Annotated in this window: 19 protein-coding genes; 14 read left to right on the top strand and 5 right to left on the bottom strand. The window is 39.1% G+C overall.

Features of this window, described 5'->3' with window-relative positions:
• Window positions 1–2 precede the first annotated feature (2 nt).
• Entirely contained in the window at window positions 3–1,430 is a 1,428-nt protein-coding gene (locus HDE70_RS19620; protein WP_183891627.1) for a DUF1800 family protein, read from the bottom strand.
• 72 nt (window positions 1,431–1,502) lie between these two features.
• Here HDE70_RS19620 and aat point away from each other — a divergent pair, with 72 nt between their 5' ends.
• Entirely contained in the window at window positions 1,503–2,141 is a 639-nt protein-coding gene (aat, locus tag HDE70_RS19615) for a leucyl/phenylalanyl-tRNA--protein transferase (protein WP_183891626.1), read from the top strand.
• Window positions 2,142–2,172: 31 nt separating this feature from the next.
• Here the strand turns inward: aat and HDE70_RS19610 are convergent, their stop codons facing one another.
• Window positions 2,173–5,067 carry a DEAD/DEAH box helicase gene (locus HDE70_RS19610; RefSeq protein WP_183891625.1) on the bottom strand — a complete coding sequence of 965 codons (2,895 nt, stop codon included), beginning with the start codon at window positions 5,065–5,067 and terminating at the stop codon, window positions 2,173–2,175.
• Window positions 5,068–5,387: 320 nt separating this feature from the next.
• On the opposite strand from HDE70_RS19610, the gene HDE70_RS19605 reads away from it, so the two are divergent.
• A complete protein-coding gene (locus HDE70_RS19605) occupies window positions 5,388–6,020 on the top strand; it encodes a GIN domain-containing protein (protein WP_183891624.1) in 633 nt (210 codons plus the stop codon).
• 168 nt (window positions 6,021–6,188) lie between these two features.
• Complete coding sequence (locus HDE70_RS19600; RefSeq protein ID WP_183891623.1) at window positions 6,189–6,593, top strand: hypothetical protein; 405 nt, start codon at window positions 6,189–6,191, stop codon at window positions 6,591–6,593.
• Window positions 6,594–6,641: 48 nt separating this feature from the next.
• On the opposite strand, the gene HDE70_RS19595 is transcribed toward HDE70_RS19600, so the two are convergent.
• The gene (locus HDE70_RS19595; RefSeq protein WP_183891622.1) at window positions 6,642–8,180 is read right to left on the bottom strand and encodes an aldehyde dehydrogenase family protein; all 1,539 of its coding nucleotides are present in this window, start codon (window positions 8,178–8,180) and stop codon (window positions 6,642–6,644) included.
• Between the two features lie 381 nt (window positions 8,181–8,561).
• On the opposite strand from HDE70_RS19595, the gene HDE70_RS19590 reads away from it, so the two are divergent.
• The 7 genes from HDE70_RS19590 to HDE70_RS19560 all read left to right on the top strand — a co-directional run bounded on the left by HDE70_RS19590 (window position 8,562) and on the right by HDE70_RS19560 (window position 14,551).
• Window positions 8,562–9,965, top strand: coding sequence for a tetratricopeptide repeat protein (locus tag HDE70_RS19590; protein WP_183868419.1), 1,404 nt, complete (start codon window positions 8,562–8,564; stop codon window positions 9,963–9,965).
• Window positions 9,966–10,120: 155 nt separating this feature from the next.
• Window positions 10,121–10,888: a phosphosulfolactate synthase gene (locus HDE70_RS19585; protein ID WP_183868418.1), complete on the top strand. Its 768-nt coding sequence runs from the start codon at window positions 10,121–10,123 to the stop codon at window positions 10,886–10,888.
• A 22-nt stretch (window positions 10,889–10,910) separates the two neighbouring features.
• Window positions 10,911–11,654: a shikimate dehydrogenase family protein gene (locus tag HDE70_RS19580; protein ID WP_183868417.1), complete on the top strand. Its 744-nt coding sequence runs from the start codon at window positions 10,911–10,913 to the stop codon at window positions 11,652–11,654.
• Between the two features lie 12 nt (window positions 11,655–11,666).
• Window positions 11,667–12,254 (top strand): gliding motility lipoprotein GldD, encoded by a 588-nt coding sequence (locus HDE70_RS19575; RefSeq protein WP_183868416.1) that lies wholly within the window; start codon window positions 11,667–11,669, stop codon window positions 12,252–12,254.
• A gap of 12 nt (window positions 12,255–12,266) precedes the next feature.
• A complete protein-coding gene (locus tag HDE70_RS19570; protein WP_183868415.1) occupies window positions 12,267–12,905 on the top strand; it encodes an MBL fold metallo-hydrolase in 639 nt (212 codons plus the stop codon).
• A 31-nt stretch (window positions 12,906–12,936) separates the two neighbouring features.
• Entirely contained in the window at window positions 12,937–14,169 is a 1,233-nt protein-coding gene (locus tag HDE70_RS19565; protein WP_183868414.1) for an ABC transporter permease, read from the top strand.
• 1 nt (window position 14,170) lies between these two features.
• On the top strand, window positions 14,171–14,551 hold the full coding sequence (locus HDE70_RS19560; protein ID WP_068405022.1) for a hypothetical protein: 381 nt from the start codon (window positions 14,171–14,173) through the stop codon (window positions 14,549–14,551).
• An 11-nt stretch (window positions 14,552–14,562) separates the two neighbouring features.
• Here the strand turns inward: HDE70_RS19560 and HDE70_RS19555 are convergent, their stop codons facing one another.
• Window positions 14,563–15,414, bottom strand: a complete 852-nt coding sequence (locus tag HDE70_RS19555) for a menaquinone biosynthesis family protein (RefSeq protein WP_183891621.1) — start codon at window positions 15,412–15,414, stop codon at window positions 14,563–14,565.
• A gap of 34 nt (window positions 15,415–15,448) precedes the next feature.
• Window positions 15,449–16,099 (bottom strand): futalosine hydrolase, encoded by a 651-nt coding sequence (mqnB, locus tag HDE70_RS19550; protein WP_183891620.1) that lies wholly within the window; start codon window positions 16,097–16,099, stop codon window positions 15,449–15,451.
• 99 nt (window positions 16,100–16,198) lie between these two features.
• Here mqnB and HDE70_RS19545 point away from each other — a divergent pair, with 99 nt between their 5' ends.
• Genes HDE70_RS19545 through HDE70_RS19530 form a run of 4 tightly spaced genes read left to right on the top strand, consistent with a single transcriptional unit; the run spans window position 16,199 to window position 21,918 of the window.
• Window positions 16,199–16,609: a 6-carboxytetrahydropterin synthase gene (locus HDE70_RS19545; RefSeq protein WP_068405027.1), complete on the top strand. Its 411-nt coding sequence runs from the start codon at window positions 16,199–16,201 to the stop codon at window positions 16,607–16,609.
• A 13-nt stretch (window positions 16,610–16,622) separates the two neighbouring features.
• A complete protein-coding gene (folE, locus tag HDE70_RS19540; protein WP_183868411.1) occupies window positions 16,623–17,258 on the top strand; it encodes a GTP cyclohydrolase I FolE in 636 nt (211 codons plus the stop codon).
• A gap of 18 nt (window positions 17,259–17,276) precedes the next feature.
• Complete coding sequence (gene fabD, locus HDE70_RS19535; protein WP_183891619.1) at window positions 17,277–18,161, top strand: ACP S-malonyltransferase; 885 nt, start codon at window positions 17,277–17,279, stop codon at window positions 18,159–18,161.
• Window positions 18,162–18,189: 28 nt separating this feature from the next.
• Window positions 18,190–21,918 carry a HAMP domain-containing sensor histidine kinase gene (locus HDE70_RS19530; RefSeq protein ID WP_317617422.1) on the top strand — a complete coding sequence of 1,243 codons (3,729 nt, stop codon included), beginning with the start codon at window positions 18,190–18,192 and terminating at the stop codon, window positions 21,916–21,918.
• The last annotated feature ends 1 nt before the right edge of the window (window position 21,919 follow it).

Raw genomic sequence — 21,919 nt, 5'->3', positions numbered from 1 at the left:
GGTTAGCATAATTGATACTCCGGCATGCTGGTTACAGCAATGACGGTGTTTTTTAGATTGACATTACTGGAAACCAGGTCACTGATTTTTTTCCCTACAGTGGGCTCCAATAAATAGGCCGCCATTTCTGTTTGTTTCATATCCTTCGGAAAACAGGATAAAAACTTCGGCCAGTCTGCTTGTGCATTTACATAAGACTTAACGGGCTTTGGCTTTTGTTTTTTATTCAGGGCAATGACAGCTTCTTCTTCAGGATCTGCCTTCCCGTCAAAATCAAGGATTCCGTCATTTAAAACCAACGAAGGTATTTTGAGGCGGAGCATCAAAGAGGAGCTGTCGATCCAGCTTTTACCTCCCGGCCATCCTGCCACATTAGGGGGATTAAATAAATACTGGCCTAAACTGCTTTGTAACTGAATTAAAATCTGGGGTTTATTATAAGTAACGTAAAATTCCCTGCTCAAATTGACCAGAAACTCTACAGGAGATTTTATTTTGTTGCCCATATTTTCTTTGCTATAAAACCATTCTGCATTAAATATGCGTTGCATCAATGCAGTGATATTATATTGCTGGCTATAGAAATAAGTCGCGAGTTCTTTGACATGGGCCTCATTAGGTGTGTCATTGACAAAGAAGACATAGAGCTTACGGCAAATGAAGACTGAAGTTTCTGGTTTAGCCAATATATGGTCAATGATTGCTTCTCCATCAAAATTTCCTGTCTGTCCAAAGAATGTTTTTTCTTGTGGATCGTGTGTCCTGGGATTAAATTCAAATGCCCCATCCTTATTGTAAGCCCATCCGGTAAACGATCTTGCCGCTTCCTTGATATCGGTTTCTGTGTAATTCCCCCTGCTTAAAGTGAATAACTCCATGAGTTCTCTGGAGAAATTCTCATTGGGATGACCCTTTTTATTCTGCTGATTATTCAGATAATCGAGCATAGCCGGGGATTTCGAAACTTCCATCAGCAATGTCTTAAAACTGCCCAGTGCATTGTTTCTTTGAATATTGTTGAGTTGTTGTGCGTAGAACGGATTATTGGCGCGGCAAGCAAAATGGCCATGCCAAAACAGTGTCATCTTCTCCAATAAAGGGTTTTCTGTGGAGATCATCCTTTGTACCCAATTCAAATTAAGATCGCGGCTTTTTTCATTCCTTGCTTTGGTAATGTCTTCACGCTGCTGCTTTTCTTCGGGGGTTAATTCTTTTTTGCCATTTAAACCGGATAAAATAAGTTGCTGTTGTTTAAATTCATCAGGAGTAACCGTGGTCAGGTCAGTTCCCGGAGCCGGGCTGACAAACAAGCCATTGATCGCCTTGCTTATTTTTCTTTTGCTCAATTGCAACAAATCAGGGTAGGCTATGCCGAAACCGGCTCTGTTATAAAGGTGCTTGATGTTAGAGAAATTATCTTTTCTATCCATGAGGGCAGGCTATTTTCAAAGGTTATGACAGTTATAAAACGTTTAGGTTTAAAATTTTATATTTTTGTCTCTATGATATTTCAGTTACCTGAAGAAGAATTGGTTTTTCCTAACCCCTCCTTAGCAGAGGAAGACGGATTGCTGGCTATTGGAGGAGATCTGAGTAAAGACAGGCTGGTACTTGCTTACCAGAACGGTATCTTTCCGTGGTTTAGCGAAGGAGATCCGATTTGCTGGTTTGCTCCTCCCGAACGCTGTGTGATCTTCCCTGAGCAAGTTAAGGTGAGTAAAAGTATGCGGAAGGTAATTGCGGACGGTATTTTCACAGTGACAGTGGATCAGGTTTTTGAGGACGTGATTCTTTGCTGTGCACAAACACCCAGAAAAGAGCAGGATGGTACCTGGATCACCAATGCGATGCAGCAGGCTTATATCAACCTGCATCAGCACGGTTGGGCACACAGTGTAGAAGTCTGGTATGAGGGAGAACTGGCCGGAGGTTTATATGGTTTAACAATCAATGGTGTATTTGTTGGAGAAAGCATGTTCAGCTTAAGAAGTAATGCTTCTAAAACGGCCTTGATCTGGCTTTGTCAGCAAGGGGATTACAGGCTGATTGACTGCCAGGTGCCTAATGACCATTTAATGAGCTTAGGTGCTGAAATGATTACCCGCGAAGCTTATACCGAAATTCTACAGGCAAACTTTTAATTTACACCTCAACCTTTCTGGCTTGTAAAGCCTATTTTAAGATCTCTCTGATATCCTCTTTACTCAAAGATTTGAAGAAACTTTCTTCTGTAGTAATCAATGAACTTGCCAGGCGCTTCTTGCGGTTTTGAAGGGCAAGTATTTTTTCCTCGACAGTATCCTTCGCAATAAATTTATAGATAAAGACCTTCTTTTCCTGACCGATACGGTGCGATCTGTCAATGGCCTGCTGTTCAACGGCAGGATTCCACCACGGGTCTAAAATAAAGACGTAATCTGCCTGAGTAAGGTTTAAACCAACCCCGCCAGCCTTAATCGAAATCAAAAAGACCTTAAGATCTTTGTTCTCCTGAAATTCAGCAACAATCTCCCCGCGGTTTTTTGTAGAACCATCCAGATAGGCAAATGGAATTAGCTCTTTTTCAAAATGATGTTTGAAAATACTCAGGTGCTTTACAAACTGTGAGAAGATCAGAACCTTATGGCCGCCTTTAAGTACGTTGTCGAGCGTATGGATTACGTTCTCAAATTTACCCGAATCCGATAAATATTCATCGTCAATCATACTCGGATGATTGGCCAGCTGACGCAAAGCAGTTAAACCTTGCAGGAGTTGCACTTGTTTTTTAGCATAAGTACCATCATCCATGCTACTCAGCAAGTCATTCCGGTAAGCAGACTTTGTTTTTTCGTAATAAGAAGCCTGATCTTCGCTCATATCACAATAAATAATCTGTTCAGTTTTTGCCGGCAGCTCTTCTGCAACCTGTTCTTTGGTACGTCTGAGTACAAAAGGTTTGATAATGGCCTGTAATTTCTTTGCCTTATCTTCATCCTTTCTCTTTTCAATAGCTTGAACATACTCCTCATTGAAAAAGGCTTGTGTACCCAATAATCCTGGATTCAGGAAAGTAAGCTGCGTCCAAAGGTCTCCCACTGAATTTTCAACAGGCGTACCGCTTAGAATCAAGCGGTGTCTTGACTTTAACTGTCTGACAGATTTGAATGACTTTGAAGAAGGGTTTTTGATATTCTGACTCTCATCAAGAATAATATAATTGAAATAAAAATCCTGTATCTCGTTGACATCAACTCTGGTGATTCCATAAGTGGTAATCACGATATCATATTTTATAAAATGACTGACGTCCTTATTTCGCGTACTGCCAGTATGTGCAAGGATTTTCAGTTTTGGAGTGAATTTCTTTGCTTCAGCCAGCCAGTTATAAATTAACGAAGTAGGCATAATGATCAGAGAAGTGCTGTGTGTATGGTTCAGCTCGTCTTCCTCTTTTAATTTTTGCAGCATCGCCAGTGTCTGGATGGTTTTACCCAGTCCCATGTCATCTGCTAAACAACCACCAAAGTTATATTCTCTTAAAAAGCTGAACCAGTTATAACCTGCTTTCTGATAACTTCTTAATTCACCTTTAAAATGAACAGGCATCTGAACATCATCAATGTTCTCAAAATCATTCAGCTTCTGAAGCTTGCGCTGCAAAGTTACGTTGGCAATCCCATCACCAGCCAGATCGTTGATCAGGCCAATATGATGCTTTTTAAGCTTCAGCATTTTTCCTCCGTCAGAGAGGCTGAATAAACTTCCGTATTGAGAGAACCATTTTTCCGGTATGATCGCTATAGTGCCATCGGGAAGTGGGAATTCTCTCTTTTTATGTAGAATATGCTGTTTAAGGGAAATAAAAGGGACAGGATGTATCCCGAAATATACAATCGCATTAATATCAAACCAGTCGTTATCTTCTTTAATTTCAAAGTCGATTTTACTCGATGCGAACAGGAACTTTTTCTGACCTGTTGACTGCTCAATACTATAACCTTTAGCTGCTAACTGTTCGATATGTTCGTTAACCCAGTTCAGAATGCCATACGATTTATCTTCAGTATCAGTTGCTGCGAGTTCCAGGTTATAAAAGAGTGCACTTGTTTTTTTAAGACCCAGTTTTGTTAACTCGGTATATTTATGTTTTTCCCATACTGTATCCCTTTTGACACGGGTAAATACATAATTGTTCTCCTGCTTTTCAACATGAACGGTTACTTTTTTCTCATTTCCAAGTGCAAAAACATGCGCACCATATTTGAAATAAAGCTGAAGTTGTGAAATACCGCCCTCTATATAAATTACTTTCAGGATTGCTGTAGGTTCATGTTTTTCTGTCTGGATATCAAACCCTTCTGCATAAACGTGATATTTCTCTATTAAAGGAGCTACGAATTTCTCAAAATAAGTCTCTTCTTTGGCTGTAGGGATCGTGATATAACGCTTATTCAGAAAAGGGAACAGCTTTTTACCTTCGATATCCTGTTCAAAGAAATAAAGCACATCGTTTAATAAGAGCCATGCAGGTTGATTACTAACAATCTGCGCTTCTTTAAACATAAAATCTATTCGCAATGACTGGTATTTGATAGTTGGGAAGTACCGCGTTTCTACCTCACTTCTTCTAAAGTGAAACAAGATCGTAGCGGGCTCAGTAGCCAGCTCTATTTTACGCTCTGCCGGCCATCCATCTTTATCCATGAGGTATAACTCATCTTTAATTTTAAGGATTTCCAGGACTTCAGCTAATTTCTTCTCAATTTTAGGCCTCGCGTTTTCATAGAACTTATCATCATAGAATTTACTGAAAAATTCAAAAGGCCTGATTGCTTTTTTATGATATTTCTTAATCACATGATCCTGCTCTGTTTCATCAAGCATCTTAATGATTTTGAGATCAGAATCTGTTAGATGTTTGGCAAATTCCTGAGCAGTATGGCTGAATAGACGCTGATAGGTTAAAGAAAAATCACCCTGAGGATTAAGTTGAACAATATGCGGTTCAATTAAATAGCCTAAATACTCATGCTTGCACAGTGAATATACGATTTTGCAGGGTTTAGAACTATCTACGCGTAACATGAGGCAAATGATTAAAAAAAGAGGAGTCTTTAAGCTAGTAAAGCTTTAAACATACATCAAATTTGAATCGTGGTCAAATAGAAAATTGATTTTTCGGGCGATTATTCAAAAAAAAACATAGATAAGGAGCTTTGATTGAAAAATTTTTACTTAAAGGGCTTGATGAGCAGGTGGGGTTTGTCGGAAAATTAAGGGCGTTCGTCGGGTTTGACAGGGCTATGGTATAAAAGACAAGAAACTTTGCAACGTATTGTAAATGTCTGCGTCTTAATTACAAACTGTTTAGAAACAGACCATTAGAAAACCTTAAATATAAAGATATGAAAACTTCATTCAAAACATTAGTAGCATCGGCATTAACTGCCATCGTTTTATCAACTACAGTAGTTACTGCTTTCGCTACAGAAAAAGTAACAGCAAAAGAAAAAGTATCCGAAAATATGGATATTAAAAGAGTCGTTGTCAATGGCAATACGAAAGTGTTTATTGTGCAAAGTAATCGTGATTGGGTATCTATAGGTGATGACAACATGGATAAGGTATCGGTTAAACAAATTGGAAATACGCTGAGTATTAATTCATCAGAAGCAACGCCCGTAGTCGTGACTGTTTATGTGAAAGATCTATACAGGATCACTGCCACTGATCACGCAGATGTAAATACTGTTGGAACAGTTAATCTGTCTGCGCTGCAAGTAATTATGAGTGATCATGCTAAGGCACGTATCAAAGCTAAAACAGAAAGCTTATACACTGATCTGAAAGGTGAAGCAAATCTGGAATTATTAGGCGCAACAGATAGTCATACCATAAAAAATACTGGTATTGGAAACTTGAAAGTGGACAAACTGGCTGCTGCTAAAACTGAAAACTTACCAGCAGGAACAAGACTGGCGATGAATGATACTGTTCATCACGCTAAAAGAATAAACGAGGGAGCTTCAAAAAGATAGTCCTGCTAATTACCTGACCTGATCAGCATAAGATGTTTTTACTGTAAACAAGATTACAGCAGGGAAATGTCTTATGCTTTTTTAGTTTATTGAATTTGTCTTTAATTAATATTTTTAATTAAATTGTGTTAATTAACCTTTTGACCATCCTGATTAAATTAAAGAGAAATGAAAAGAACCTTGATTTTAAGTTTAGCTCTTGCACTGGGCTTTAGTACTTTCAACGCGAATGCGCATGAAGATCATCAGACAATAAATACGGCTCCGGCGAAAAATAATCCCCGGAATAACATTCAGGGGCCATCAACAGTTTATTTAAGTGGCGGAACCTATACCTATTCGATTTCTGGTTTAGACAATAACTTTCCGACTGATGCGATATGGAGTATCGGTGGAAATCCAAGTATTCAATTTCCTGTAGATACACCAATAAACGGAACTACCTCCATTACTTTCACTGGTGCTGATTTTGCTTCTGGTTCTACAGGGACCCGTTTCATTTATCTGATCGGTACAACTGCGGATGGTTTGATCACTATTTTTGCAACCAAATTAGTTACGGTTTATAATTAATCAGCGACATGCAGGTCTTTTAAATGGAAAAACCTGCATGTTGTTTATTTATAAATCAAACTTGATGCCTTGGGCAAGCGGTAAAGTATCCGCGTAGTTGATTGTATTCGTTTGTCTGCGCATGTATCCTTTCCAGGCATCAGACCCACTTTCTCTACCACCCCCGGTTTCTTTCTCTCCACCAAAAGCACCGCCGATTTCCGCTCCCGAAGTACCAATATTTACGTTGGCAATACCGCAATCTGATCCCGAACAAGAAAGGAAAAGCTCAGCTTCTCTCAGGTTCAAGGTCATAATCGCAGAGGATAGTCCTTGTGGAACATCGTTTTGAAGCGCAATTGCTTCTTCCAGTGTTTTATATTTAATCAGGTATAAGATTGGCGCGAAGGTTTCTTCCTGTACAATTTCATAGTGGTTTTTGACTTCAGCTACACAAGGTTTAACATAACAACCAGAATTATAATGTTCACCCGTTAGTGTACCACCTTCAACCACAAATTGAGCGCCTTCAGTTTTTCCTTTCTCAATAGCTTTATTATATTGATCAACCGCATCTTTGTCAATCAGTGGGCCAACATGGTTATGCTGATCTAAAGGATCTCCGATTCTAAGCTGACCATAAGCCTTTACCAGTTTATTTTTGAAATCCTCATAAATCTCTTCATGGATGATCAAACGTCTGGTCGAAGTACAACGCTGACCAGCAGTACCCACAGCGCCAAATACTGCGCCGATGATAGACATATCCAGGTCTGCATCTTTAGAAATGATAATCGCATTGTTACCACCCAATTCTAAAATGCTTTTTCCGAACCTTGTAGCTACAGCAGCAGAAACTTTTCTTCCAATACGGGTAGAACCTGTAAAGGAAACCAGTGGAATTCTTTTATCATTATTGATCAGATCCCCAACGGCATTACCGATCAGCAGAGAACTGATTCCTTCGGGCATTTTATTATCCTGAAGTACTCTCGCCAGTATGTGCTGACAAGCTACAGCGCATAACGGTGTTTTAGAAGAAGGTTTCCACACACAAACATTACCACATACTAAAGCCAGTGCTGTATTCCAGCTCCAAACAGCTACAGGAAAGTTAAAAGCAGATATTATGCCTACAATTCCAAGCGGGTGCCATTGCTCATACATGCGGTGATTTGGCCGTTCTGAGTGCATAGTTAAGCCATATAATTGACGGGAAAGTCCGATTGCAAAATCACAGATATCAATCATTTCCTGTACTTCACCAAATCCTTCCTGCAAACTTTTTCCCATCTCATAAGAGACAAGTGTGCCCAAATCTTCTTTATGCTTACGTAAAGCATCACCAAGCTGGCGTACAATATCACCCCGTTTAGGTGCCGGCAAATTGCGCCAGTAAATAGCAGCGGTCTGTGCGTGAGTTAATACCGTTTCATAATCCTGCTGACTGGCCATCTGTACTGTAGCGATCTTTTTGCCATCTACCGGCGAATAGCTATCGATAGTTCCAGTGCTTGCTACTCCTCCCCATACACTTCCGGTACTATATGCTGGATTTGACTCCTGTATACCTAAATTTTTTAAAACTGAGTTGATATTGGTTTGCATAGTTTATTGGTATTGATTTATACAAATCAACAAAAAAAATACTGTTAATTTCTTGACTTGAATTTTACGCAGATTAAAATTAAGTTGCGTTACTTTGTATCAATTCAGGAAAAACCCCAAATAGCAATATAAACCTGCATGAGTTTTTTTACTCATAACATGGACATGCTTAAGCAAGTTTCATTACAGCTAAAACTGTAAATCGTATGAATAATGCTGACCCAGGCCAGGGGCTTATTTACCGCTAAATTTAATACTATCAACGAATTACGATGTCAGTTGTTTGGATGTTGATAATTATTTCGGTTGCATGCTATATAATACTGTAAACTTATACTGTATTTTAGGAAAAAAGGGAGCTGTTCTTTAATTATTCATACAATGGAAGAGGAATTTTACTTTGATTTTAGTGATGATGCGCAGCGTTCGGTAGAGCGTTACGAAGAGATGATAAGGAACCAGGATCAGTATTTTTTTGATGCCCAGGCTTTTGAGAACATCATTGACTACTATATAGAAAAGAGTGACCCCGTAAAGGCACTTCAGGTGATAGAGTATGCCCTAAACCAGCATCCATATGCCGCAATTTTTTTAATTAAGCAAGCGCAGCTTTATTTTGTTACTGATCAGATAGACAAGGCATTTTTCTCTTTGCAAAAAGCAGAAATGCTCGAAGCATCAGAATCAGAGATCTATGTACTTCGCGGAAATATATACAATAGCCTGGAGCGTTATGCCGAAGCATTGGATAACTTTCAGATTGCATTGACTTTCGCGGAAACTACAGACGAAATACTGCTTCAAATCGCTTATGTTTATCAGAATATGCTGGATTACGAAAGTGCAATCAAGTATATCAAGCAGAGTCTGGAACAAAATATGGAGAATAAAGACGGTTTATATGAACTGGCTTTCTGCTACGATATTTTAGACAAACAAGAAGAAAGTATCCAGTTTTATATGGAATATATCGACAACGATCCCTATTCTTATGCAGCATGGTATAACCTGGCAAACTCTTATCATAAGCTTGATCTGTTTGAAAAAGCGATCGATGCCTACGATTATGCGATTCTGATTAAAGATAATTTTGCTTCAGCTTATTATAATAAAGGAAATGCACTGGTACAACTTGACCGTTATGCCGAGGCTATAGAAGTTTATAAACAAACCTGGGAATATGAGCAGCCAAATGCAGATACCTATTGTGCAATAGGGGAATGTTATGAAAAGCTGGAACGTATGGATGAAGCACGCGCTTACTATAAAAAGTCTGTGAAGATGGATAGTAAGCTGGCAGATGCCTGGTTTGGAATAGGGGTAACGCTGAATTTTGAGGAGCGCTATTTCGAATCGCTGCACTTTTATAAGAAAGCGATAGAGCTGGACGATGAAAATCCTGACTTTTGGTTTGCCATGGCTGATGCTTATTACAAACTGGGACAAATAGAACAATCTGTCGAAGCTTATTATAAAGTATTGGAATATAACCCGCTTGATATAGAGGCATGGCTGGATTTTTCCACTGTTCTTTATGAGCAGGGAAGGTTATTGGAAGCCTCAGAAACTATTTCTGACGGGATCAAGAATAACCCCGATGCGGCAGAACTTTATTACAGGCAGGTCGCGTACTTATTTGCGCTTGGACAGCATAAAGAGGCATTGGTTTACCTGGAAACAGCTTTAGTGACTGATCCGGACAAACATTACATCTTGTTTGAATACCTGCCGCAGTTACAGGACAACAATTCAATTATTGAGGTAATTAACAGATATATTAAATAGCCACATTGTTGTTACCTGATCATACAAGATGCAATTTTATTATGCAATTAATGACCTTAAAAAGCTTATATCAGATAATGGTATAAGCTTTTTTGAGTGAAAAACAAATTTATAGTGATGAAATAAGCCTTATTTTTTTCACCTTTACAGCAGATATGAATTACCCATTAAATAATATTCCCGAACGTCCAGTAAAACCACGCCAGAGCGGCATAACTATGGTGATGGACAAGGGCCTCAGTTTGAGACAGACAGAAGATTTTATTGATGTCGCAGGTGTCCATTCCGACATCGTAAAATTAGGTTGGGCTACATCCTTTGTTACCCCAAGATTGAAAGAAAAACTAGATATATATCGCAGTGCAGGTATCCCGACTTATTTTGGAGGTACTTTGTTCGAGGCGTTTATTATCCGTAATCAATTTGAAGATTATATTCGTGTACTGGAGCAGTTTGGTATGGAATACGCAGAAGTTTCTGACGGTTCTATTGAAATTGAACATGATCTTAAATGTGAATACATCCATAAATTAGCTAAACACGTTACTGTAATTTCAGAAGTAGGTTCTAAAGATGCTACGAAAATATTTGCACCTTATAAATGGATCAAGCTGATGAATGCTGAAATTGAAGCAGGTTCATGGAAAGTGATTGCTGAAGCCAGAGAAGGTGGAAATGTAGGCATCTACAGAGGATCAGGTGAAGTACGTGAAGGATTAGTAGATGAAATACTGACACAGATACCGGCTGAAACTATTATCTGGGAAGCTCCTCAAAAAGAACAGCAGGTTTGGTTTATCAAACTGATTGGTACCAATGTGAATTTAGGTAATATTGCTCCGGCAGAAGTTATTCCATTGGAAACTATTCGTTTGGGATTAAGAGGAGATACATTTGATTACTTCCTTAATTTAGCAAAATAACCGGTTTGCTATTGTTGCATATATGAGAACATTCGGACTAATTGGCTATCCGCTCGCACATTCATTTTCAAAGAAATTCTTTACAGAGAAATTTGCGGAGGAAGGAATTGCTGACCATCAATATGAGCTTTTTCCTATAGAAAATATAGCTGCTGTAGTCTCTTTGATTGCAGCAGATGATTCTCTTGCAGGTCTGAATGTTACTATTCCTCATAAAGTAGGGGTAATGACTTACCTGAATGAGCTGGATCCGGCGGCAGAAACCATAGGTGCGGTGAACTGTATCTCTATTCAGCATAAAGACGGGCAAACCTGGCTTAAAGGATTTAATACAGATGCATATGGCTTCCAGGAGTCTCTTAAGCCGTATTTAAAGAAACACCATACCCATGCGCTGATCCTTGGTGATGGGGGGGCAGCAAAAGCAGTGAAATACGTATTGGATCAATTGCAGATTACTTATCTTTCTGTAGTGCGTACAGTGGCTCCGAATGCGATTTTATATAGTGATTTAACCGAAGACCTGCTGCAAAAGCACCAGGTCATTATCAATACGACTCCGCTGGGTACTTTCCCGAATGTGGAGGCGGCACCGGCTATTCCTTATCAGTGGCTTACTGATCAGCATCTGGCTTACGATCTGGTTTATAACCCGGAAGAGACTGAGTTTCTGAAACGTGCCAAAGCAAAGGGAGCAGCGATTAAAAATGGATTTGAAATGTTGCAGCTTCAGGCAGAACGGTCCTGGTTTATCTGGAACCCTTAGGCTAAAATAAGCATGAAATCATATTTACTGTACAGCGTCTTTTTTATTTTATGCCTGAGTGCGGCGTGTACCAGTAATGAAACTTATACACCTAAGCCAAGAGGTTACTTTCAGATTAAATTCCCTAAAAAAGAATACCTGACCTACAACGACGGTTGTCCGTTTACGTTCGACTATCCAAAATATACAAAAATAGAAGCTGATCAGGAGCGTGGAGCAGGCGACTGCTGGAGCAATGTTCACTTTACACAGTTTAATGCACGTCTTCACCTTACTTATTATGGTGTTTCCTCTCAAAAGGAATACGAAGGATTAGTAGAGGATGCACGTACATTGGCATTTAAACATACGGTTAAGGCGAATGCCATAGATCAGAAACTTATCAACTTTCCAGACCGGAAAGTTTATGGTATTTACTATGCAATTGAAGGAAATACAGCATCCTCTGTGCAATTTTTTCTGACAGATAGTGCTAAACATTACTTCAGGGGAGCTTTATATTTTAATGAGCGTCCGCAATATGACTCGGTTGCACCCGTTGTGACTTTTATAAAGAAGGATATCGACCGGATGATTGATACCTTCAGATGGAAAAACTAATTTTAAACTCCAATGATTACTCTTAAGCAATTTACATTTAACCCATACCAGGAAAACACCTATGTTTTATATGATGAAACAGGGGAGTGCGTAATTATTGACCCGGGTATGTACGATGGCAGTGAGCAGAATATACTGGCCAGCTGGATTAAAGAAACCAAGTTGAAACCAGTTTTGCTGTTAAATACGCATTGCCATCTGGATCATGTTTTCGGCAATAAGTTTGTTTTCGATACCTGGGGTTTAAAGCCGCAATTTCATAAAGGAGAGTTATATATTCTTCAGGCAGTTCCAGGATATGCTCCACAAATGGGCTTAAACTACGAACTTTCACCAGAGCCAGAAGTCTTTTTAGAAGAAACAGGAACGGTGACTTTTGGAAACAGCGAGCTGGAATTGATTTTCGCACCTGGTCATTCTCCGGCACACTTGTGTTTTTATGCAAAAGAGGACGGGTTTATTGTAGGCGGTGATGTTTTATTCTATACTTCAATTGGCCGGACAGATTTGCCGGGTGGTAACCATCAGCAACTGATAGATAATATCAGGGAGAAGCTGTTTATCCTGCCAGACAAGGTAGAAGTATTTCCTGGACATGGCCATCTGACTACAATAGGCTATGAAAAACGAAACAATCCTTTTTTAAAATAAGTACGTGTATATTTGACCAAACCACCATCATTTGAACACAGCCCTTTATATTGCCCGCAGGTATCTCTTTGCTAAAAAGTCTACCAATGCTATAAATATCATTTCTACCATATCAGTGTTGGGGGTTTTTGTAGGCAGTGCAGCATTGATTATTGTTTTATCAGTATTCAATGGATTTGAAGATGTTGTGCTGAAGATGTTCAATACCATTACCCCGCAACTGGTCATTGCACCCGCAGAAGGAAAGACCTTTGATCCGCATAGTGTTTTTTTTACGGAGCTGAAATCTGCAAAAGAAGTCTATTCCTTTACTGAAGTACTTTCTGAAAATGCTTTGCTGCGGTACCGTGATAAGCAATCTGTAGGGATGGTCAAGGGGGTAAGTACGTCTTATCTTAAAAATAAAAGCCTGGATAGTATTACTGTGCAGGGAAAGTTTGTCCTCAAAACCGAGGCTGGCCCTAATGCGGTGATCGGTTCGGCTTTGCAAAACTATTTAATGGTCAATACCAATGACCCTTTTACCCAGTTGCAGGTGTTTTCTCCTAAAAAAGGACTGAAAACAAGTTCTGTTAATCCTGCCGATGATTTTATGGATTTGTATATCCCGGTATCAGGCATTTTTGAAGTTCAGCAGGATTTTGATAACATCGCTATTGTACCTTTAAGCTTCGCCAGAAAATTATTAAACGAGGAAATAAAAGTCTCTTCGATAGAGCTTAATCTGCAAAAAGGAGTAGACCCTGATGTTTTTAAAGCTAAGATTGCACAACAGCTGGGCAAGAACTACGTTGTTAAAGATAGAGTGGAGCAGAATAAAGCATTGTATAATATTTTAAGTACCGAAAAGTGGGCAGTATATATCATTTTAACATTTATCCTGATTATTGCCATTTTTAATATCATAGGCTCACTGACCATGCTGGTTATTGATAAGCTGAAAGATATTGCGATATTAAGCAGCCTGGGAGCCGGAAAAGGGCTCATTAGAAAGATATTCCTTTTCGAAGGAATGATGATCACCCTGGCAGGTTGTGTCTTTGGCCTTTTTGTTGGGTTGGTGTTTTGTTTATTGCAGCAGAAATTTGGGTTAGTCAAAATGTCACAGGAGAACCTGCTGATGAGTAACGCTTACCCGATTGGCCTTAAATGGAAAGATTTTTTATTAGTATTCATCACAGTGAGTATTTTCTCGTTTATGGCATCAGCTTTGTCATCTAATTTGAGCGTGAAGAATATTAATCACTTAAATCAAGATCTCTGACATGAATTCCTTAAAACATACATTTTTATTATTATTCGTCCTTTCTATTGCTTTTACAGCTTGTAACCATACCGGCACAGAGACTCAAAAAAGTAAAACCAGAATAATCAAGGGATTGTATAGCTATGGCCCGGAAATCAAATCTTTTACAGATTGTGAAGAGGGCAGGGAATACTGGGTTGCTGACAGCTCTAAAACGTTAGAGCTGGGTTATAGTAAGTTCAATTTTGAGAAACCTTACGAACCTGTTTATATTGAGGCAGAATGTCATGCCATTAAATCGGACAGCCTGGTGGTCTCAGCAGATTTTGATTCTACTTTAGTGGTGACTAAACTGATTAAAATTACACGTGAAATTCCTGATGGCCCCTGCAATCAATAGCGGACTGATGCTTAGTTAGTCACGTAAAGATTTTGATTAATCTCAGGGATAATCCCTTTTTCCTGAGCCATTTTGAACAGGATATCTATCGCTTTTCTGCCTTCAGTACCTAAATCAATGGAGTATTTGTTGACATATAAATCAATGTGTTTATACATCACTGCTTCTTCCATTTCCTGCGCATGTGCGGAAATAAAGTCAATTCCTGATTTTGGATTCTGGAAAGCGAACTCTACAGATTTGCGGATCAGGCGATTTACCTTCAGTTGTACTTCATGATCAAGCTTACGGTTAATTACAATGCCTCCGAGCGGGATTGCACAGCCTGTCAGTTCTTCCCAGTAACTACCCAGGTCAACTATTTTATGTAATCCTTTGTCTGTATAAGTAAAACGGTTCTCATGAATAATCAGGCCAAGGTCAATACTATGATTTAATAACGCGTCCTGGATTTCTGAGAAAACCATTACCTGTTTATTGAGCAAGTTGGGAAAAGCAATACCCAACAGGAAATTTGCAGTAGTCAGTTCACCGGGAATAGCGACACTTAATGTAGAATCTTTTTGAGTTAAACGCGCACTGCCAATTAAATCTTCATTCTTGCAGATAAGTAATGGGCCAACTCCGAAGCCTAATGCACTTCCGGCATCCAGCAGCGCATATTTTTCTACCACATGGGCAAAAGCATGAAAACTCAGTTTGGTGATATCCAGTTCTGAACGTAATGCTTTTTGATTTAAGGTTTCCACATCATCAAAGAATACTTCAAACTCCAGGCCCTCTGTATCAATTTTATGATGGATCAATGCGTCAAAAATAAAAGTATCGTTTGGACAAGGAGAAAAGCCGAGTGAAAGTTTCATGTGGTAAATGTAAGGAGTTCCTGTAGCTGCTTGGTTAACTGTTTGTCAAAAATTCAATTGCCCAATCGTTCAGGTTTTTAATAGCAAGGCCTATCTTCCAGCTGTCCCGGTTCCTTTCTTCTACATAGTTAGAAATACTGCGGACTTGAATACAAGGGATATTCAGGTGTGTACAGCAATAAAATACAGCTGCACCTTCCATGCTTTCAGTAACGGGGTTAAGGCGGCTGGTTAAAGCCTGGATACTTGTCTTATTGCCATGTACTTTGTTAACTGTAATGCCATTTACTTCTGGTAAATTGAGTTGCAGGCCGGATAAATTAACAGAAGAAGGGATATCTTCCATTGTATAATTGCTTTTTCCAAAACCGAGGTCTTCAATCGTCAGAAACTCATCCTTATTTTCCGCACCCAATTCTGAAAACTCATCACGCACAATATTAACCAGGCTGCCCAGGGGGATAGTACGGTCAAAACAGCCTGCGATTCCTAAATTAAGCACTAATTTATAACGCGCAGCTGCGGATAAATGCTGTCCCAGTGCAAATGCGGTGGCAGTCATTCCTACACCAGTAATTAAAAGGTCGAAATGAGGGGTTTCTATAAAATTTCCTTCGGCCAGCTCAAAAGCTGTACAACATCCGGCTAATTCGGCTCTTGTCGCTGCTACTACCAGTATCTTCATTTAACGAAGTTACAAAACACCGCGGTAAAACGGCTGAGCCAGAACATACCTTGCTTGTTTTTAGATAGTCTTCGTATATTTGCGGTCAATTACTGAAATATGATTTATATAACCCGCAAAGAATCTTTCAACGCCGCACATAAATTAGCAAGACCGGACTGGTCTGATGATCATAACCTGGAGGTTTTTGGCAAATGTGCCAATCCTAACTGGCATGGTCATAATTATCAGCTATTTGTTACTGTAAAGGGAGAAATAAACCCTGAAACGGGTTTTTTAGTTGACCTGAAATGGATGAAAGAAATTATCAATGAGCATATTATTGACAAACTTGACCACAGAAATCTCAATCTGGATGTAGATTTCATGAAAGACAAACTGGCTTCAACAGAAAACCTGGTAATTGCAGTTTGGGATCAATTACTGCCCCATATTCAACAAGGTGGTGCGATACTGCATTGCGTTAAAATTTACGAAACTGAAAACAACTTTGTAGAGTACTTCGGTTAAGCACACGATATACATGGAAAATAATACACTAGATGCCTTCGATGAAGAAAACGAAGGGTATGTTAAAATAGATCGTTACAATACAGCAAAAACAGTTTCTATTTCCAGTCACTATACGGATATATTGACTCAGCTGGGAGAAGATCCTCAGCGTGAGGGTTTATTAAAAACACCTGAACGTGTAGCTAAAGCGCTGCAATATCTGACGCATGGTTATGATATTAAGCCAGCAGAAATTCTGCGTTCAGCTATGTTTAAAGAAGATTACAGTCAGATGGTTGTGGTTAAAGACATAGAAGTTTACTCGATGTGCGAACATCATATGCTGCCTTTCTTTGGAAAAGCGCATGTAGCTTATATTCCTAATGGTCATATTGTTGGTTTAAGCAAGATCCCACGTGTTGTGGATGCTTTTGCGAGAAGGTTACAGGTACAGGAAAGACTGACGAATGAAATCAGAGATTGTATCCAGGAAACTTTAAACCCGGCAGGCGTAGCAGTCGTGATTGAATGCCAGCATTTATGTATGGCAATGAGAGGGATACAAAAGCAAAATTCAGTGACAACTACCTCGGCTTTTACAGGAGAATTTGCCAAAGATAAAACGAGGGCAGAGTTTTTGAGGTTAATAACAGCACGGTTACATTAGAAAACAATAATAATATAAATGAAAGCATATTTATTTCCAGGGCAGGGCGCGCAATTTTCAGGTATGGGTAAAGAACTGTACGAAACTGAAATGGCCAGAGAATTATTTGAAAAAGCAAATAATATTATTGGCTTCCGCATAAGCGACATCATGTTCTCGGGTACTGAAGAAGAGTTGAAACAAACGAATGTTACTCAACCTGCCATATTCCTGCACTCGGTGATCCTTGCCAAATCTTTAGGAGATGATTTTAAACCTGATATGGTTGCCGGACACTCCTTAGGAGAGTTTTCAGCCTTGGTTGCTGCCTCAGCAATCTCTTTTGAAGATGGATTAAAACTCGTAATTGCACGTGCAAATGCGATGCAGAAGGCCTGCGAATTACAACCTTCAACTATGGCTGCAATCTTAGGGCTGGCAGATGATGTAGTAGAAAAAATCTGCGCAGAAATTGACGAAGTAGTTGTAGCAGCAAATTATAATTGCCCGGGCCAGCTGGTTATTTCCGGCAGTATAGAAGGTATAGATCTTGCCTGCGCAAAATTAACAGAAGCAGGAGCAAAGAGAGCATTAAAATTAAATGTAGGTGGTGCATTTCACTCTCCGCTGATGGAACCAGCAAGAATCGAACTGAAAGAAGCCATAGAAAACACTACAATTTTACCTCCGGTATGTCCGATTTACCAGAATGTTGACCCAATGCCACAAACAGATCCTGAAAAGATTAAATTTAATTTAATCACGCAATTGACAGGTGCAGTGAGATGGACACAGACAGTAGAGCGTATGCTGGCAGACGGAGCAAATGAATTTATAGAAGTAGGACCTGGTAAAGTTTTACAAGGGCTGGTTAAAAAAGTAAGCAGAGAAGCACAGACCAGTTCGGCTGCTGTCCCTGTTTAATCGGTATTTATAAAAAAAAAGATCCGGCGTGAATATAGGGGGTAAAATAAGATTTCTTTTATTGATTCTGGGGATATGCTGTATAGTTACTGCATTATCGTTAAAACACTCTATAACAGAAAAAGACCTCCTGCAACATGAGGCAAGTAAACTTCAGGAAAACCTTGCCTTAAACGAACAGACTGTATATGATTTCTTAGCAGATGCGCAGCAGCTTGAAAGAGCCAAGCAATTTCACCTGAATGAAACATTTGCTTTGAATTATATTAATTCCTTTGGTGCCAAAGGAATTAATATCCTGACCTACGACCATTCCGTCCTTAAATTCTGGAGTTCTTATAAAGCAATACCACCAAATCTGGATAAGGTAAAAGAAGGATCTTCCTTCTTGCAACTGGCCAATGGATGGTATGAAGCGATAAAAAAGACAGAAGGAAGTTATACCTTGATCTTTCTGATCGATATCAAAGATCAGTTCAGTATTCAGAACCGGTATCTTAAAAACGGGATTGTTAAAGATTTATCTTCTTCTAATTCTCTCGCCCTGGCTTCCTTTATGGATGAACAGGTGAACGGTATTATGAACCTCGATGGCAAATTGCTGTTTGAAGTTAAGCTTAAGCCCAACTACACAGAAAGCGTTTATTCTACCATACAAATCTGGCTTTGGATAGTCGGTTTATTCAGTTTTGCCCTTTTTGTAAATTCATTTTGCGCGCGGCTGGCTAAAAGAGGTTATCTGATCCCGGCGACACTGCTGATTATTGTTTTTTTCTTAGGTGTAAGAGTTACAGACCTGGAATACGGCTGGTATAACCATCAGTTCAGTCTGGAAATCTTCAGCCCTGTTATTTATGCAGAGAGCTTCTTCTTGCCCTCTCTTGGAGACTTCCTGCTCAATGTACTCTCCATTACCTGGGTTGTACTTTTTATGTTTACTTATAAAGACCAATACCGGCTTCCGCAATGGATGGTCAGGAGCAAAATAGCGGGTTTATTTTTCCATTTATTTTTGTTGCTGCTGTTTTCTGGTATTGCCTTTTTGATGAATGAAGTCTTTTTTGGTCTTATTTATAATTCTAAAATCAACTTTGATATTACCAATATTATCAACCTGAGCTGGTTAAGCTGGGTATGTATTATTATTCTTTGCCTGGTCTGGTTTAATGTTTATCTGCTGGCTAATATCTGTATAGAACTGACCAGGCAATTAAACGTGACCAATAAAGAGCGGTTGATTGTATTCCTGAGCCTGTTTGTTTTGTACTTCATTTACATGTTGTGTATAGACTTTACAGCCTTTTTTATCGCATACGCGTTATTCCTGTTTATCATTTCCTATAATGGCTATATTCAGAAGAATAAGTTTTCGATAGGTGTTTTTGCTGCTGTTTTTTTCTGTCTTGCTTTTATTTCTTCTATTAAGTATTTGAAATTCAATGATATTAAAGAGCGGAGCAACCGGTATGTGATCGCCCAGAAGTTACAGTCTTCGGATGATCCGAAAGTTATTAACTCTATTGAAAGCCTTGGGAATGGGATTTCCAATGATTTATTTATTACCGATTATTTTAAAAGTCCGGGATCAAACCGGCATCTTGCGCTACAGAATTATATTATCAAGACCTTTTTGGATGGGTATTTGTCTCCATTTGAACATAATTTTTATGAATTTAATGCAACCGATTCGACACTTGCTGTAAGAGAAGACCGGTCACTGCAACACTATCAAAACCTGGTTAAATCGGGTTCTGTAAAGATTTCTAATTTCTTTTACCGCCTGAATGATACTTTTGGTTATCAGAATTACTTCGGGATCATCCCGATTTTTGATGATAACCATATTCTGGGTACGCTGGTCATCGAGCTGAAGTCACAACAGTATAATTATAACAGCCAGTTCCCTGAGATCCTGATTGATGGTAAATTGAAAAATGATGAAGATTATAGTAATTATTCTTTTGCCTTTTATAACAATAATAAGCTGATCAAGCAGGCCGGAAAGTATACTTATAAAATAGCCAATACAGAGTTTAAGGGCGTTTACGGAGAACCTGTAATTGTAAATGAGCCTAAATTAGGGTATAGCCATTTAATCTATTCTGCGAGTAACTCTAAAATCATTGTCATCAGTAAAGAGAAGGTGAACTATATTGTAAGGCTCGCCGCATTGTCTTTCTTCTTTTTGATGTTTATTATCTTTTCTGCGGCGTTGTATATGCTGATCTGGCTATTGAAGAACATTGATAAGAGCTGGGGGGGATGGTTTAATATCAACCGCTCTTTAATGATCAATGCGAATAAGATCTTGTACAAGACCAGGATACAGCTTTCCATTGTGCTTTCGGTTGTAGCCACTTTACTGATCGTTGGCTGGTCTACTTTCTTTTATATCCGTGACGAATACAGAAAACAACAAGAAGATTTTATCAGAGAAAAGATCCGGAAAGTACAGCTCTCTTATGAGAAGCAAATATTCAGTACCGGGATACCGGAAGCAACTGATATGGCTGTGATTAATTTCAACCAGTTTGCGGATATCAATTCTGCCTATTTAAACTTGTTTGACACAGATGGGAACCTGTTGTTCACTTCATTGCCTAAAATGTATGATTATGGCATTATAGGCACTAAAATGGAGCCTAAAGCCTATATCTATCTGAAGCAGGTTCAACGGTCAGAATATTCCAATCCTCAGGAAACTATTGGGGAATTCAAATATTCGTCTGCTTATGCGCCGATCCGTAATGCACAAAATCAGACTGTAGCTTATATTGGTTTGCCTTATTATGGAAATGAAGCCGATTATCAGTCGAAAATAGGACTGTTCATCAATACACTGATTAATATTTATGCACTCGTTTTTGTAGCCATTGGTATTCTGGCAGTATTTCTGGCCAATCAGATCACGAGTCCTTTAACTTTTATTCAGGAGAGTATTAAAAAGACTAAACTCGGACAGAAAAATCAGCCGATTATCTGGTCGCGTCATGATGAGATTGGTTCATTGATCAAAGAATATAATAAAATGATTGCTGCGCTGGAAGAAAGTGCGGTTAAGCTGGCTAAATCTGAAAGAGAGAGTGCGTGGCGTGAAATGGCCAAGCAAGTTGCCCATGAAATCAAAAACCCACTTACTCCTTTAAAGCTGGGGGTACAATTGCTGGAGAAATCATGGAAAGAGAAAGATCCTAATTTCGAACAGAAATTTGAGCGGTTCTACAGATCTTTTGTAGAGCAGATTGATAGTCTGGCAACTATTGCTTCGGAGTTTTCGAACTTTGCCAAAATGCCGGATACCAAGCTGGAAAATTTGAAGCTGATCCCAATTATTGAACAGACAAGAGATGTCTTTGTAAACACTAAAAATGTAGAAATCTATATTTCTAACCTGACCAATAAAGAAGTGCTGATACAGGGCGATAAAGATCAGATGCTGCGTTCGTTCAATAACCTGATGAAGAATGCGATAGAAGCTGCAAATATGAAAGATAAGTGCATGATCTTTATCAAGATTACCAACGATCAGCATTATGTTTGGGTGGAGGTAGAGGATAACGGAAAGGGGATCGATCTTGATCTGCAACCGAAAATCTTTGTTCCGAATTTCACGACCAAATCTTCTGGAACAGGTTTAGGTTTGGCTTTTGTGAAACAGGCTGTAGAAAATGCAGGAGGAACAATAGACTTCAAATCAGTGGCTGATACAGGGACAACCTTTTATCTGAGTTTCCCGCTTGTTCAGGGACAAGCTTAAA

Source organism: Pedobacter cryoconitis, assembly GCF_014200595.1.
Classification (GTDB): Bacteria; Bacteroidota; Bacteroidia; order Sphingobacteriales; family Sphingobacteriaceae; genus Pedobacter; species Pedobacter cryoconitis_C.
The sequence above is the reverse complement of the archived record's forward strand: the minus strand, read 5'-3'. Positions and strand labels throughout refer to the sequence as shown.